Genomic DNA, 15130 nt, shown 5'->3' with positions numbered 1-15130 from the left:
CTGTCAGCCACCCGGGCCCTCGTAGCTCAGCTGGATAGAGCAAGAGCCTTCTAATCTCTAGGTCGCAGGTTCGAGTCCTGCCGGGGGCACAAACGGCCTGGTCAGGGGTTTCCCTGGCCAGGCCCCGCCGAGCTGCGGGACCAGCCGGTCCGTCGGCACCGCATCTTTCCCATGCCTTTGCCGGGCGCGACCGGACATCCCAGCCCATCGGACCTCGCCGTGCTCCCGCTGCTCCTCCGCACGGGTGTCATTGCCCGCCGTCCCGTACCTCCACCAGGCCGAAACGCATTCGTGATCTCGCCCTCAGCCAGCCTGTCCACACCGGGAACATCCCTATGCCCGACCGTCCCAGCCGACGAACACGAAACAGAGCCGCCCGAACCCTCTTCGAGGAAGCCCGCCGCGCCGGGCTAGTCCAACGCCACCTCCGCAAACTCCACCACCTCGCCCGGCACCCCAGCTCCCCGGCAGCACGCACACCGCACCCCACCGCAACCTCACCCGCCGCCGCGGCGCCCAGCCCACCGCCTCGTCCGCCACAGCAACTCACCCTCGACCTCGACCTCGCCCGCCGGTCCACAACACCGCCGCACCGACAGTCCATAAAGACCACCGCATCGGACGAAGCCGCCTAGCCGCCAACCAGTCACTCCTGGGCTACCGCACCGGCGATGAGCTCGCCCTCCCGAAGGGACGTCGGCAATACCTTCCACAACGGACGGGTCGACTGGAGCAGCGAAGGAGGCGGCACCACCGCGAAAACCATCCAGCTCAAGGCATCCACTGGATGGACCTCGTCGGCCTCAACCAACGCTGACCCCTCGCCACTGTCCACTAGAGACACCGACAGAGCAGCGGAGGCCGTCGCCCGCGAACCGGCGGGGGACGTCACGCCCGGCGACTGCACCAAGTAGCCGCGCGACCCGAGGCACCACCGGCGTGTCCACCGGCGGACTCGCGGGGAGGAAGTCGCACTGCCAGTCATCGCCGCGTATCAGCGGCGCCCCCATCACGATGGTGCATCGCGCGATAACGACCAGGGGCGTAGCCGACGACCCGTTTGAAAGCGCGCGCGAACGCGAATTCCGAGTCGTAACCAACCTTCCGGGCGATCTGACGCAGCGGGGCTTGGCCCTCGCGCAGCAGGCGGGCGGCCACGGTCATCCGCCAGATGCCGAGGTACTCCATGGGGGTGTGCCCGGTCGTCGAGGTGAATCGGCGGCTGAACCGGGCACGCGGGACGCCCACCGCGTGCGCGAGCGCCTCCACAGTCCAGGGTTTGCCGGGGTCGTCGTGCAAGAGCGCGAGCGCCGGGCCTACCGCGGGGTCGTGGAGCGCGCGGGCCCACCCGACCAGCTGGTCAGGCTGGCGGAGAAACCAGGACCTCAGGGTGTAGGTGAACAGCAGGTCGAGCAGCGAGGCCACCACGGCGGGCGTGCCGCGGCCGGCGTGGTCGACCTCGGTGGTGAGCAAGTGGACCGCGGCGGCGAGGCTGGTGCCGCGCATCTGGCCCGCCGTGACATGCACGACGTCGGGCAAGGAGGCGGCGAACGGGTGCAACGGCACCGGTTCGAGCAGATACGCGCCGCAGGCCAGGACGGTCTCGGGACCGTCGCCCTCGATGACGAGGTCGGTGGCAGACAGCTCCTCCAGGTCGGCCCCGAACAGCTCCCGCACGGTGGGCGCAGGCCGGCCCGGGGCGTCGGAGACCACGTGCCCGGCGCCGGACGGCAGCAGCGCGACATCCCCCTGGGCGAGACGCAAAGCCTCTCCGCCGTCGGGGAAGAGCACGCAGGAACCGGCGATCACGACGTAGATCGTGGCGATCGATCGCGACTCGAACGCGAGGCCCCAAGGGGCGCGCAGCAGCGCCCTGCCGTAGACCACGCCGCCCTGCCGGAGGGCGGCGACGATGTCGCCCACGATGTCGGCCACGTGGTCGCGCTCACGACCGGCCGCCTTCACCGTCACCGCCACGCCCGATTCGCGTCGGCATGGCTCCGATCGGATATGAATCTGTCGAGAGCTGTCATGGCGCGCGTCGATAACCCATTCCTACGGTGATGTTGTTGCCATTCGACCCTACCTTGCGAGGAACGTGTGCCTACCACAGTTCTTGTCCTCGGTGCGACCGGCCGCACCGGACGCCGGGTGGTGTCCTTGCTGGCCGAGCAGGGGCACGCGATCCGGGCGGCGAGCCGGATCCCGGGGCGCCCGGAGGGTTCGGTGACGCCAGTCCGCTTCGACTGGCACGACCCGGCGACCTACCCGCCCGCGCTGGAAGGCGTGGACGCGATCTACCAATGGTTCCCGATAAGCCCCGACAGCACGACGGAGGTCGCGGCGCTGCTGGACGAAGCCAAGACCGCCGGGGTTCGCCGGGTGGTCCACCTGTCGAACACGACGGCGCATCTGTCCGGCGAGGGCTTCCCGATGCACGGAGTCGAGCGATTCCTCGAAACAGGACCGGTGCCCGCGACAATTCTGCGCCCCAACGTTTTCGCCGAGAATTTCTCCGAACACCCCGCGATCCTGCACGGCATCCGCACCGGTGTCGTCACGGTTCCCGCGGGCGACGGCCGGGTGGCGCCGATCTCCGTCGAGGACATCGCCGCCGCAGCCGCGGCCGCCCTGACCCAGGACGGACATCAGCACAAGACCTACTCCCTGACCGGACCCGATTCACTGTCCTTTTCAGACATGGCCGCGATCGTGAGCGACGCCGCGGGAAAGCCGGTGCGATACCAGGCGATGGACCCGGCCGAGTTCCGCGAAGCCCTGCTCAACGGGGGCACGCCAGGTCATGTCGCCGACTTCTACGCCGCGATGTACGAAGGCATCCGCAACGACTGGGCTGCCAACGTCACCGACGATGTCCAGCAAATCACCCGACGGCCGCCGATTTCCTTCGCCGACTACGCCCGCGCCGCGGCATCCCGGTGGCGCTGACCAGTGGGCCCTGTCTGCGAACGCATCACGGATCGCGGCCGTATCGACGTGCCATTGCAGACTGGGGATCAGTCCGTCGCGTGGTGCGTGCACGACAGGAGCGGAGTCGAGGACGACGACCTCAACACTGGATTCCAGGTACCGTTCCGGGATAGCCGCGCCTTCGCACAGCGCGGTCGTGAAGCTTTCCAGGTGGTCCTTGACGCCTGAGGGACCGCGGTATTCCCGTCGATCACGGCAGGTTCAGCACCGGGACCCACCGGTATAAACATGCTTCGATCTCACAATCTCTGGCAATAGTTTAATCGGTCGTGAATTCTCCCCAAAATCAAAGTCTGCGCCGGGAGTCGCGAGGAACTCCTTCGATTTCACCGGATTCGGCTCGTCGCCGACCGGCACCGGCTCGTACACTCGCGAGCTCTCCGCGCCACGGGTCGACATCAGGCTTCGCTGATCGTGGACTGCGGCTGCGACGCGCAGTCCCCCTCGGCGTCAGTTCAGTTGCGGGATTTTCCGTAGTGAAGCGTCCAAGAGAATTGCGGATAGAAGTTCGGCTGAATGTCGGTGCCCTGCCCGCCGAACGGCGGGCAGGTGTCAGCGGCCGGTGAAGCGGACCGTCTGCCCGCGTTCGTCGAAGCGCACCGTCCCGCCCCGCCACGGGCCCGCGAACGCGGCGGCGTCCAGTTCGACGCCGGTCACGACCTCCAGCAGGAGGGTGATCAGTGCCCCGGGAGGCAAGTCGCGTACCGCCCCAGCGGTGTCGTCCTGGTCGTCGACACGGAACCCGAGGTCGCGCATCGGGCCGACGAACCGGTCCGGGTCCGCGCCGGAGCGGCGGTAGCTGTGCAGCGGGTCGATCACCGCTGCCACCCGCCCGTCCTCGGCGGCACTGACTTCCTGCACATTCGGCAAGAACACCGCCGCTCCCGCCGCCCCGCCGTCCGCAGACAGCGCGGCCAGGAGTTCGCGTCGCCAGCCGAGGAACCCGGTCGGCCCGTCCAACTCGACCGCGAGCGTCCAGTCCCGGCCCGGCAACGCCCGCGCGAGCACCAGCTCCCGATCCGTCACCCCGAACGGCACATCCTCGACCGCCGCCGAACCAATGCTCCCCGGCGTCGTCCCCATCTTCGCCAGGACTTCGTCAGGCCCCCGCTCGCGCACAACGGTCACACACCACGCTTCCCCGAATTCGGCCACCAAATCCAAGGACATCGCCGCGCCTCTCCTCTCCGCCCTGCCGGACACCTGCCGATACTTCAGTACCTGCCCAGGCCAGGAGGTGATCTCACGATTCGCCGGAGCATTCCTTCTCTCGTCCCGAAATCGACGACCGGGACCGCTGCTCAGAGACAAAGCCGTAGCCCGGCAGTGTTCCGCCCCAACGCGACCAGACCGCTCACTCCTCAGCAGCGAGCGCAGCAACCATCCGGTCGTAAACCCGAGCCGCCCGGGCGTCGAGTTCCTCCGGCGTCAAATCGAGGTCCCGAGCGAGAGCACTCCGGAAAATGCAATAACCGAAATAAGTAGCGGCAGTCATCGCATGCATGACTTCCCCGTCCGCATCAGCGGGAAGACTCCCGTCGCTCCGGTCTCGTTCCAGGGCGCGGCGGGTGAGGTCCAGGGCCGGGAACAGGGTCAGCTCGGGGTCCTCGTCGAGGGCGAGCAGCGCTTCGAGTTTGACCAGGTCCGGCTGGCGCAGCGCCCAGTGCCACATGGCTCGCCGCCGGTCGGCGAAGGGTTGTTCCCAGTGGGTGCCGGGGTCGGGGCGGTCTCGTTCGAGCATCTGGGCGATGGCCGCGCGGAGGAGCGCTTGGCGGCTGCCGAAGTAGACGTAGATCTGCCCGTGGTTGACGCCGGCCTCCTTGGCGACCTCGCGGAGGTTGATGCCCGCGAGCACGCCGTCGCGGCGGAGGAGCCGCAGGGCGGCGGCGAGCAGATCGGCTTTGGTCTCCTCGCGGCTGCGCCGGCGGCGCCGGGTCGGTGCGGTGCTCGGCTGCTCGGTCACGCCGTCCCCTCAAAAGTTACTCGTCAGTACGCCTTGTTGTGCCTCGGACCACTCTATACGGTTCGTTACCAACGTTTCGTTATTAACACTTCGTTGGGAGTTCTGGTGGAAGCAAGGTTGCCGTTGCGGGGCGTGCGGGTGCTGGATGTGGCGACGGTGCTGGCCGCGCCGGTGACGGCGACGTTTCTCGGCGATTTCGGGGCCGAGGTGGTGAAGGTGGAGGAGCCGGGCCGCGGCGATTTCACCCGGGGGCGGGCCGCTTCCCCCGGCGGGCGGTCGCTGCAGTGGCTGCAGGAGGGCCGCAACAAGAAGTCGGTCACGGTGGATCTGCGCCAGGCCGCCGGGCAGGACCTGGTGCGCCGGATGGTGCCCCACTTCGACGTGGTGATCACCAATTACCGGCCGCCGACGCTGGAGAAGTGGGGGCTCGACCCGGAGACGTTGCAGGCGCTCAATCCCCGTGCGGTGCTGGTGTATCTGACCGGGTACGGCTTGTCCGGGCCGTACCGCGACCGGGGTGCCTTCGACCGGATCGCCAGCGCCTTCGCGGGGTTGACCGACGTCAGCGGGGAACCTGACCGCGCCCCGGTCCGGTCCGGCTACGCGGTGATCGACTACATGGGCGCGTACCTCTCGGCCTTCGCGGCGATGGTCGCGTTGTACGAACGGGACGTCAACGGCGGGCAGGGCCAGGTCGTGGATTTGGGCCTGTACGAGGCCGGGTTCCGCGCGGTCGAGGACGCGCTGCTGGACTTCTCGGCCAACGGCCGGGTGCGCCAGCGCATGGGCAACCGCAATCCGCATGTGGTGCCTGCCAGCGACTTCGACACCGCCGAGGGGCGGAGGATTTCGGTCCACGCCGGGACTGACCCGTTGTTCCGCCGGCTGTGCGCGGTGATCGGCCAGCCGGACCTGGCCGCTGATCCGCGCTTCGCCACCCGCGTCGCTCGCACGGAGCACGCCGACGAGCTGTACGCGATCATCGCCGGCTGGGTCGCCGGGCAGCCGGCCGAGGAGGCGACCCGGGTGTTCAACGACGCGGGCGTCCCGGCCTCGGTGATCATGACGATCGCGGACATCGCGGCCGACGTCCACTACCGCGAGCGCGGCACGATCGTCGACGTCGAGGATCCGGAGCACGGCACGGTTTCCATGGCCGCGCCGATCCCCCGGCTGAGCGCCACCCCGGGACGCATCAGCTCTCTCGGACCGGCTCTCGGCGCGCACACCGACGACGTCCTCCGGCAGCTGCTTTCCCTGCGCGACGACGACCTCGCGGCACTCCGCCGCGACGGTGTCATCTGATTCCGGCAAAGGAGCCGATCATGCCTTTCGCAGCGCCGCCGTCGACGGCTGAGCCCCGGTCGATCCGCCGCCGGGCCTGGGCGGTCACCGCGCTCATCGCCGTGTTCATGGTGATCAACTTCGCGGACAAGGCCGTACTCGGGCTCGCCGCGGTGCCGATCATGCGAGAGCTGCACCTGTCCAACAGCACCTACGGTCTCCTGGCGAGCAGCTTCTACCTGCTGTTCAGCATCACCAGCCTCGCCGCCGGACTGCTTTCGGCGAAAATCGCCAGCCGCTGGATCCTGTTCGCGCTGGCGGTGTGCTGGGCCGTCGCCCAGTTGCCGGTCCTCGCGTTCGCCGCGGTGCCGACGCTGTTCGCCAGCCGCGTCCTGCTCGGCGCCGCCGAAGGCCCGGCGTCCGGGATGAGCATGCACGCGCTGTACAAATGGTTTCCCGACGATCGCCGCAGCCTTCCCACGGCGCTGCAGCTCACCGGCGGCTCGGCGGGCATCTTCGTCGCCGCGCCGGTGCTCACCTGGATCATCGCGGACTACGGCTGGCGCGCCGCGTTTGTCGTCCTCGCGGTGGTCGCCGGACTGTGGGCACTCGTGTGGCTGCCGATCGGGCACGACGGGCCTTACGCCGCACCTGCGACTGCTGCGGCCAGCACCGCGGCGGAGCGCGTCCCCTACCGCAAACTGCTTCTCAACGGCACCGTTTTCGGCGGGTTCGCCAGTGCTTTCGGCGCGTACTGGTCGCTGGCGCTCGGCTCGTCCTGGCTGCCCGCTTACCTGCAAACCGAGGCAGATCTCAGCCCGAAGAGCTCAGCGACGGTGATCAGCCTGCACGCGGCGCTGAGCATCGTGCTCATCCTCACCGTCGTCCCGGCGACCGGACGGCTCGTCCGGCGCGGGGTCTCCAGCCGGTGGGCGCGCGGTGCCACCCAGGGCATCGCGGTCGCGCTCGCCGGCGGCTGCATGGCGGCGTTCCCGCTCACGACATCGGGCGGTCTGCGCATCGTGCTCATCACGATCGCGTTCGCGGCGGGCAGCCTCGCCTACCCGCTCGGTTACCTCACGGCGGGCGAACTCGTGCCCTCCCGGCAACGGGGAACGGTGTTCGGGCTGGCCGTCGCGATCAGCACGTTGCCCGGGATCATCGCGCCCGCGGTCACCGGAAGCCTCATCGACCACTACGGCTACCCCACAGCTTTCGCTGTCGGTGCCGCGATCATGGTGCTGACCGGCGTTTACGCCGCTTTCGCCATCCGGCCGCAACGCGACGCCGCGCGCATCGGCCTGTCCACGACCACCGTTGTCCAGCCGACGACCGGCCCGATTCAGGAGCACGCGTGACCGACCTGTCCTTCGCTACCGCGACCGAACTCGCCGCGATGATCCGCACCCGCGAACTCTCGCCGGTGGAACTCATGCACCACACCCTGGACCGCGTGGCCTCGCTCAACAGCGATCTCAACGCTGTCGTATCGCTCGACCCCCACTGCGCGCTCGACGAGGCGACCGCGCTGGCCGACCGCCTCGCGCACGGAGCCGAGCCGGGCCCGCTCGCCGGTGTCCCGATCGTGGTCAAAGACCTCGAAGACGCCGCGGGATTCCCTACCACGCAAGGAACCAAAGCCTTCCGCGACGCTCCGCCAGCCGCCTCCGACAGCGTCCACGTGGCCCGGCTTCGCGCGGCAGGCGCGATCGTCGTCGGCAAGGCCAACACTCCCCCGATGGGCGCGGCCATCTCCACCCGCAACGAAGCCTTCGGAATCACCCGGAACCCGTGGAATCTCGAGAAATCCCCGGGCGGTTCGAGCGGCGGATCCGCGGCGGCGGTCGCGGCCGGGCTGGTTTCCCTGGCCACCGCGGGCGACGGCGGCGGTTCCACCCGCATCCCCGCCGCGCTCTGCGGAATCGTCGGGCTCAAACCGACCCGTGGCCGCATCCCGCACGGCCCGTCCTGGACCCACCACAGCTGCCTCACCCCGATGACCCGCACCGTGCGCGACGCCGCGCTGCACCTCGACCTCGCAGCAGGCTTCGACCCGACAGACCCGTATTCCCTTCCGCGGCCGGGAAAGTCCTATGTGGATGGACTCGATCAGCCGCTGTCCCCGCTGCGGATCGTCGTCCATCGGACGCTCGGCATCGCCGAGCCCGAACCGGCCGTGCTGCACGCCCTCGACCGCGCGATCGACATCCTGTGCGGGCTCGGCCACGACGTCGCCGACGACCACGTTTCCCATCCGCACGCGGACAACTTCCCAGCCACCGTTCAGTTACGGCAAAAAGTTCTTGCCTACCAACGGTTCTCCAAAGTCGCCGACGAGTTCGCCGCGCACCGCGGCCGTTTCGAACCCTGGTTCGCGGACATCCTCGACCAAGGACATTCGGTCACCACCGCCGAACTCGCGCGCTATTGGGAACACCGCGGGCAGCTCGACCGCTGGGCCGCCGGGCTCTTCGACCACTACGACCTGCTCCTCACCCCGACGACCCCGACCACCGCCTGGCCAGCGGAAGGCCCCGACCTTCGCACTGCGGTACAGCAGCGGACGATCCCGATCGCCTTCACCGCGCCGTTCAACGACACCGGCAACCCCGCGGTCAGCATCCCGATCGGTCTCAGCCCCGGCGGATTGCCGTGCGCAGTCCAGCTCGTCGCTCCGCACCACCGCGACGATCTCCTCCTTCGCATCGCGGCTGCCGTCGAAGGCGAAGTCGGGCTGCTCCGGCCGCAGAAACCGCTTCGCTAGACAGCGACCCCTCATCCGGCGCAGGACTGTTTCTACGGCGATCGACGACGCCGTACCCGCGTGATCAAGCAGACCAGACCAGCACCCGTCCCGACGGCGACCGCGCTCCAAAAACTCGCCGGGTAGGCGCTGGGAGGCCGCAGCTGCGCCCCGAAAAGCCAGTCGATCGCGCCGACCAGGTGCCCGGATTGGGAGAACACGAGCAAAAACACCAGCCAGCCGACCCAGAGCGGGTGCCGGACGCACCGGCAGACCCAGCCGCCGGGCAGCAGCGCACGTCCGAGAGGAGCCATCTCCGGCCGCCGTCCGTTCCGTCGTCGTCTGCCAACTGGGCGATTCTACCGAGGTCTCCGGCGTTTCAGCGCCAATTTCCGCAAGAAGTTCAGCCGTCGTAAGGCGACCACGACAGCACCTTCCCGAACCGGACCAGTTCGCCGTAGTGCGCCCGGTCGACCGGGCCCAGCGCCAGGTTCGTCAGCGGAATCGCCGCCTCGGCGGGAGTCTGCGCGGTGCTGACGTCCCACCACAGCGCCGAGGTCGGCGTGTTGATCATTCCCGGGCAGACCGCGGCCAGCAGGATGCCGCGCCGCTCGTCCTCGTCCCGGCGCTCCGACGCCAGTGCCCGGACCGCGGCGACCTGGGCGATCTTCGACGGGATGTTGACGAAGCCGGGCCAGGCGCCGGAGCGGGCGCTGCCGTCGCGGACCGCGTCGCGCCAGGCGGCCACTCGCTCGTCCACTTCGTCCAAAGAGGACAATTCGGCGAACTGGTCGTGCAGGACCGGGGCCAGGTGATGCAGCCGGCCGAGGCTGCTGGCGACCACGATCAGCCGGCCGTCGTCGCGCAGCAGCGGGGCGAACGCGCGCAGCACTCTAGTCGCCCCGAAATTGTTCACCTCGGTGTAGGCATCGACAATCGCACGCGGATCGTCGTCGGGACCGACTCGCATCACAGCGTTGTTGAACACGATGTCGACGCCGCCGTGTCGTTCGCGCAGCACCTCGGCGAATCGTGTTGCCGCGTCGGGCATGGAGACGTCGAAGACCTCGCCGCGCACTCGCGCGCCACCGGCGGGCAGTGCTTCGACGGCTTGCTGCACGCGGGTGGAATCGCGTCCGGTGAGGTACACGGTGTCGTCTGGGTTCATTCGCTGCGCGAGACCCTCGACCAGCGCGAGGCCGAGCCCTTGCGTCGCCCCGGTGACCACGGCGATCTTCATGCTCCCACCAGCTTCTCGGAGTAAGCCCACAGCCGTTCCGCTCCCTCGGGGTCCAGTGCGTAGCGCGCTACGCCGTGCAGCCGCGGTGCTTCGCCGCGGTGATCGATGACCGGGGTTTCGTTGCAGTCCACGAAATACCGGCCGCCGATGTCCTTGAGCAGCGGTGACGTCGCGAGCAACACCGAAGTGGCCGCGCCCTGCTGCGGAGTCTTCATCAGCTCCGGACCGACTGTCCCGCTGCCGCGTCCTCCGGTGTGGCGCTGGAGGTTCGTGAAGATCGCGCCCGGCATCAGGGCGTTGGCAGTGATGCCGTCGCGCGCCCATCGCCGCGTCGCTTCGACCGCGAACAGGACGTTGGCGGTTTTCGACTGGCCGTAGGCGAGCCACGGGTCGTAGGCGCGGAACGCGAAGTGCACGTCGTCCAGGACGACCGGAGAGAGCTGGTGGCCGCTGGAGCTGACCGCCACGACGCGAGCGCCCTCGGCTGCGAGCGCGCGGTGCAAGCCGGTGGCCAGCGCGAAATGGCCGAGGTGGTTGGTGGCGAACTGCCACTCCCAGCCCTCGGCGGTGCGCTGCTCGGGGCAGGCCATTACGCCCGCGTTCGCCACCAGGAGGTGCAGCGGTCCTTCCCAGGCAGCGACGAAGGAAGCGACCGACGCCTGGTCGGTCAAGTCCAGCGGCGCGACGCGGACCGCGCTCCGGCCGGTGGTGACGACGATGTCTTGGGCGGCTCGCTCGCCCGCCGCGGTGTCGCGGACGGCCAGCGTGACCTCCGCACCGGCCGAAACCAGCGCGCAGGCGGTCTCGACGCCGAGTCCGGACGAAGCGCCGGTGACGACCGCGCGACGACCGGAAAGGTCAATGCCGGCAACGACTTCCGCCGCGGTGCTGGCGAAGCCGAAGGGGGTTTGGATCAGGGTCATACCTCTACGTTAAGCAGGTTTCGGTCATGTAGGCAGCGAAAAATGCTCAACCATGGTATGCGTGAATATCATGACCTTCACCGACGTGTCGCTGGTCGCGCTCCGCGTGTTCCGCGAGGTCGCCGAACGCGGCACGCTCACCGCGGCGGCCACCGCGCTCGGCTATACCCAGTCCGCGGTGTCCCGGCAGATCGCGTCGCTGGAACGGGCGGCTGGCGCGCCCCTGTTCGAACGACGGCACGACGGCGTCCGGCTGACCCCGGCGGGCCGGATCGTGCTCCGCCGCGCCGCCGGCATCGTCGGCCAGATCGACGCCACCGCGCGAGAACTCGCTGGCCTGCCTGAGGAATCCGGCCACGTCCGGCTCGGCTGGTTCGCCACCGCGGGCGTGGCCATCGTCCCGCGCGCACTGACGCTGCTCCGCGAGGCGCATCCCGCGATCACCGTGACCAGCAGGGAGGGCAGCAGCCCGGCGCTGGTGCGCGCGTTGCGGGCCGGGACGATCGACCTCGCCGTGCTGGCCGCCGCTCCCCCGTACCGGCCGCTGGACACCGAAACGCCGGAACTGCAGGTGCAGGTGCTGACCGAACGCACCCTGCACGTCGCGGTGCCGGCGAACCATCCCCTCGCGCACGGCGAGTACATCGACGTCGCGGACCTGCACGGGCAGCGCTGGATCGCCGGCGCGGCGCGAGAACTGCAGATGGGCGCGTGGCCGGGCCTCGCCGAACGGCCGGCGATCGCCCACACCGCCCGCGACTGGCTGGCGAAGCTCCAGCTCGTCGCGGCCGGCTGCGGCATCACGACCGCCCCGCGGATGCTCGCCCCGGCCGCCCCGCCCGGGGTGCGGATCCTCCCGGTCCGCGGCGGTCCGTCGGAGCACCGGCGGGTCCTGCTCGCCCGGCTGCCGCAGCCGATGCCGGAACCGGTCGCGCGGGTGGCGGCGGCGGTCCGGGAGGCGGCGCTGGAGACCGACACGGCGCGGTGACCGGGACCGGCCGGGCGCGACCCGCGCAGCGACCGGGACCAGCCGGGCACCACCCGCACAACGACTAAACCAGCCGGACACGACCCGCACGGCAATCAAGACCAGCCGAGCGCGACCCGCGCCGTGACCAAGACCAGCCGAACGCAACCCGCACAGCGACCGGGACCGGCGAGACGCGACTCGCGCGGCCACCGAGACCAGCCGGGCATAGCCCGCGCGGCCACCAAAACCAGCCGAACGCGGTCGCCTCTCCCGGTCGCCGGGAAACCCTCCAGCGGCACCCAAGCCGGAAGCCTCCCGGAGGTTCAGACCAGCAGAACCCGCCTCCCGCGGGTGTGCCCGGCCTGGCTGTCCGCGTGCGCCGCCGAGGCTTCGGCCAGCGGGTAGGACTTGTCGACCGGGATGTGGAGTTTCCCGCGCGCGATGAGGTCGACCGTCTCGGCCAGGGCTTCCCGCATGTCGCCGCCCACGCCCGCGAACCGGATGCCCAGCATCGAGGCCTCCAGGTCGGCGATGGTGACCACCTTCTCCCGGTCCCCGGTCAGGTCGAGGAGGCCGCGGATCACCCCGGTGCCGTTGAGATCCAGGGCGGCGTCGACCGGTCCGAGCCGGCGCACCCGGTCGGTCCAGCCCTCGCCGTAGGTCGTCGCGACGGCGCCGAGGCTTCGCACGTAGTCCTGGTTCGCGGGGCTGGCCGTGCCGATCACCTTGATCCCCCGGTCGCGGGCGACCTGCAGGACCGCTGACCCCACCCCGCCCGCGGCACCGCTCACCAGCAACGTCTGTCCTGATTGGACACCGACCATCCGGATGACGCGAATCGCGGTCTCGACCACCGACGGATACCCGGCCGCCTCGGCGAAGGTCAATCCGGACGGCAAACGAGCCCAGGACGACAGCACGGCGAACTCGGCGTAGGTGTTCGAACCTCGGCCCAGCACCAAGTCGCCGACCTCGACGTCGGTGACGCCCTCGCCGGCTTCGTCGACCACGCCGGAAGCGTCCTGTCCGACGCCGACGGGCAGTTCGAGCGGGCGGATCCGCCGGAACTGGCCCTCGCGGGTGCGCCAATCGTGCGGGTTCACGCCCGCCGCCCGGACGGCGACGCGGATCTGGCCGGGACCGGCGTGGGGTTCGGGCACTTCTGCCAGGTGAAGGACTTCGGGACCGCCGTACTCGGCGAAGCGCACTGCTTTCATGCCGCCAACTTAACAACAACGGTTAGTGTTTTGCAACGGTTAGTGTTACGGTCGGCCGTACCGAGCCGCCTCCTCTCCGATCGGGAGCAACCGTGCACCCACCCCGCCTCGACGCCGGCGTCCAGATGACTACCCGCGACGGCGTCACCCTCGTCGGCGACCTGTACCGCCCGGCCGCGGACGGCCGCTGGCCCGTGCTGCTGCACCGGACCCCTTACGACCGCACCGGCGTCTTCCGCGTTTCGGGCCTCGTCGCCGATCCGGTGTGGCTGGCCCGGCAGGGCTTCGCGGTGCTGGTGCAGGACAGCCGCGGCCGGTTCGGGTCCGGCGGCGAATTCGACTTCGTCACGCAGGAGTACAACGACTCCTCCGACGCGATCGACTGGGCGGCGAAGCAGCCCTGGAGCGACGGCAACGTCGGGATTTACGGCTCGTCCTATCTGGGCATGACCGTGCTGCAGGCGGTAGCCGCCCGGAACCCGCATCTCAAAGCGGCGGTCGGGATGATCGGGACCGCCGACATGCGGCACACCGCGCGCCCGGGCGGACTGTTCGAGCTGAGCTTTCTGACGCTGTACGCGCTCCAGATGGCGCAGGAAGGTCTGGACCACACCTCGTTGAGCGCGGCCGAGCAGGAACGGGTGCGCGAGCTGCTGGACGACGCCTTCGCCGACCGTCGTGCCACGGTCAGCCAGTTGCCGTTGACGGAGATCGCCCCGCTCGACGACAGCCGGGTCGCGCCGTATTGGACGGATTGGCTGCGTTCGCCGCACGATCCGTTCTGGGACCGGCCCACCTTGCTCACCGAACCGGAACGGGTCGGCATTCCTTTCCTGCAGATCAGCGGATACCGGGATTTCACCAGCCCGACCCAGTTCCGGCTCGCGGCCCGGTTGGCGGGCAACGAAAAAGCCGGCCTGATCGCCGGACCGTGGACTCACGCGGGCGCCTACAGCGCGTTCGGCGACGTCGGGGCGCGGGTGTTGCCGAACGCGGCGGCCGGGGTGCCGACGTGGAGCCCGGTCCTCGCCGCGTTCTTCGACCGGCATCTGCGCGGCGGGGACGGCTCGGATTACCCTTCTGCTGCGCCGTATCTGTCCGGGCGAGTCAGCTATTTCATCGGTGGCTCTAATACGTGGGCGAGCGCACCCGCGTGGCCGCCCGCGTCCACGGTTGAAGAATGGCCGCTCTCTTCAGGCTTTCTGTCCCGCGAAGGAGGCCACGGCTCGGACACCTTTACCGCTGATCCGCACGACCCGTTTCCCACCCACGGCGGGGTAATCGCGTTCGAGGGCGAGCCTGCCGCGGCACCGGGCGGCATTCAGGATCAGCGTGCGGTCGACGGGCGCGAAGACGTGCTCCGCTACACGAGCGACCCGTTGACCGAGGAAGTGACGATCGCTGGGCAAGCCGAACTGATCGCGTACATCACCAGCACCGCGCCGGACGCCGACGTATGCGTCACGCTGGTGGATGTCGAGCCCGACGGGTTCGCGCTCAATGTCGCCGAAGGAGCGCAGCGGGCCCGGTATCGCAACGGCGGCGACACCGATTGGCTCGACGCCGAAGAACCCAGTCGCGTAACGGTTACCCTGCACGATGTCGCGCACCGATTCGGTCGTGGACACCGTATTCGGGTACAGGTCGCTGGGTTCAGTTTTCCGCGCTACAGCCGCAATTTGCACACTCGCACGGTGCCGGAGTTCGGCACTCTCGACGAGGCAGTTGTCGCGCAGCACACCTTGCACTACAACGAAAATTCACCCTCAGCGCTGCGCCTTCCGGTGCTCGGCGCGTGA

General features: G+C 69.4%; 14 protein-coding genes and 1 tRNA gene. 7 read left to right on the top strand and 8 right to left on the bottom strand.

Annotation, left to right across the window (positions count from 1 at the left end):
• Window positions 1–15: 15 nt before the first annotated feature.
• Window positions 16–89, top strand: a tRNA-Arg gene (locus tag ACWGIC_RS22785).
• A 557-nt stretch (window positions 90–646) separates the two neighbouring features.
• Here ACWGIC_RS22785 and ACWGIC_RS22780 read toward each other — a convergent pair.
• Together ACWGIC_RS22780 and ACWGIC_RS22775 are read right to left on the bottom strand one after the other, a co-directional pair.
• Window positions 647–775: a hypothetical protein gene (locus ACWGIC_RS22780; RefSeq protein WP_452077960.1), complete on the bottom strand. Its 129-nt coding sequence runs from the start codon at window positions 773–775 to the stop codon at window positions 647–649.
• 206 nt (window positions 776–981) lie between these two features.
• Window positions 982–1977, bottom strand: coding sequence for an AraC family transcriptional regulator (locus tag ACWGIC_RS22775; RefSeq protein ID WP_452077959.1), 996 nt, complete (start codon window positions 1975–1977; stop codon window positions 982–984).
• 123 nt (window positions 1978–2100) lie between these two features.
• On the opposite strand from ACWGIC_RS22775, the gene ACWGIC_RS22770 reads away from it, so the two are divergent.
• Complete coding sequence (locus ACWGIC_RS22770) at window positions 2101–2949, top strand: NmrA family NAD(P)-binding protein (RefSeq protein ID WP_452077958.1); 849 nt, start codon at window positions 2101–2103, stop codon at window positions 2947–2949.
• Window positions 2950–3543: 594 nt separating this feature from the next.
• Here the strand turns inward: ACWGIC_RS22770 and ACWGIC_RS22765 are convergent.
• Entirely contained in the window at window positions 3544–4161 is a 618-nt protein-coding gene (locus ACWGIC_RS22765; RefSeq protein WP_452077957.1) for a DUF6461 domain-containing protein, read from the bottom strand.
• A 184-nt stretch (window positions 4162–4345) separates the two neighbouring features.
• On the bottom strand, window positions 4346–4954 hold the full coding sequence (locus tag ACWGIC_RS22760; protein ID WP_452077956.1) for a TetR/AcrR family transcriptional regulator: 609 nt from the start codon (window positions 4952–4954) through the stop codon (window positions 4346–4348).
• Window positions 4955–5059: 105 nt separating this feature from the next.
• Between ACWGIC_RS22760 and ACWGIC_RS22755 the strand changes: the two genes are divergently transcribed.
• Genes ACWGIC_RS22755 through ACWGIC_RS22745 form a run of 3 tightly spaced genes read left to right on the top strand, consistent with a single transcriptional unit; the run spans window position 5060 to window position 9002 of the window.
• A complete protein-coding gene (locus ACWGIC_RS22755; protein WP_452077955.1) occupies window positions 5060–6259 on the top strand; it encodes a CaiB/BaiF CoA transferase family protein in 1200 nt (399 codons plus the stop codon).
• A gap of 20 nt (window positions 6260–6279) precedes the next feature.
• Window positions 6280–7596 carry an MFS transporter gene (locus ACWGIC_RS22750; protein WP_452077954.1) on the top strand — a complete coding sequence of 439 codons (1317 nt, stop codon included), beginning with the start codon at window positions 6280–6282 and terminating at the stop codon, window positions 7594–7596.
• On the top strand, window positions 7593–9002 hold the full coding sequence (locus tag ACWGIC_RS22745) for an amidase (RefSeq protein ID WP_452077953.1): 1410 nt from the start codon (window positions 7593–7595) through the stop codon (window positions 9000–9002). Before ACWGIC_RS22750 ends, ACWGIC_RS22745 begins: the two co-directional genes overlap by 4 nt.
• 32 nt (window positions 9003–9034) lie before the next feature.
• Here ACWGIC_RS22745 and ACWGIC_RS22740 read toward each other — a convergent pair whose 3' ends face one another.
• The 3 genes from ACWGIC_RS22740 to ACWGIC_RS22730 all read right to left on the bottom strand — a co-directional run bounded on the left by ACWGIC_RS22740 (window position 9035) and on the right by ACWGIC_RS22730 (window position 11144).
• Window positions 9035–9295 carry a hypothetical protein gene (locus ACWGIC_RS22740; protein ID WP_452077952.1) on the bottom strand — a complete coding sequence of 87 codons (261 nt, stop codon included), beginning with the start codon at window positions 9293–9295 and terminating at the stop codon, window positions 9035–9037.
• A gap of 89 nt (window positions 9296–9384) precedes the next feature.
• The gene (locus ACWGIC_RS22735) at window positions 9385–10221 is read right to left on the bottom strand and encodes an SDR family NAD(P)-dependent oxidoreductase (protein ID WP_452077951.1); all 837 of its coding nucleotides are present in this window, start codon (window positions 10219–10221) and stop codon (window positions 9385–9387) included.
• On the bottom strand, window positions 10218–11144 hold the full coding sequence (locus ACWGIC_RS22730; protein ID WP_452077950.1) for an SDR family NAD(P)-dependent oxidoreductase: 927 nt from the start codon (window positions 11142–11144) through the stop codon (window positions 10218–10220). The genes ACWGIC_RS22735 and ACWGIC_RS22730 overlap by 4 nt, the downstream gene beginning before the upstream one ends.
• A 70-nt stretch (window positions 11145–11214) precedes the next feature.
• On the opposite strand from ACWGIC_RS22730, the gene ACWGIC_RS22725 reads away from it, so the two are divergent.
• Window positions 11215–12132, top strand: coding sequence for a LysR family transcriptional regulator (locus tag ACWGIC_RS22725; protein ID WP_452077949.1), 918 nt, complete (start codon window positions 11215–11217; stop codon window positions 12130–12132).
• Window positions 12133–12437: 305 nt separating this feature from the next.
• Here ACWGIC_RS22725 and ACWGIC_RS22720 read toward each other — a convergent pair whose 3' ends face one another.
• The gene (locus ACWGIC_RS22720; RefSeq protein WP_452077948.1) at window positions 12438–13331 is read right to left on the bottom strand and encodes an NADP-dependent oxidoreductase; all 894 of its coding nucleotides are present in this window, start codon (window positions 13329–13331) and stop codon (window positions 12438–12440) included.
• Window positions 13332–13423: 92 nt separating this feature from the next.
• On the opposite strand from ACWGIC_RS22720, the gene ACWGIC_RS22715 reads away from it, so the two are divergent.
• On the top strand, window positions 13424–15130 hold the full coding sequence (locus ACWGIC_RS22715) for a CocE/NonD family hydrolase (RefSeq protein WP_452077947.1): 1707 nt from the start codon (window positions 13424–13426) through the stop codon (window positions 15128–15130).

Source organism: Amycolatopsis sp. NPDC054798, assembly GCF_053611505.1.
Note: the sequence above shows the minus strand (reverse complement) of the source record. Positions and strands in the feature narration are given on the sequence as shown.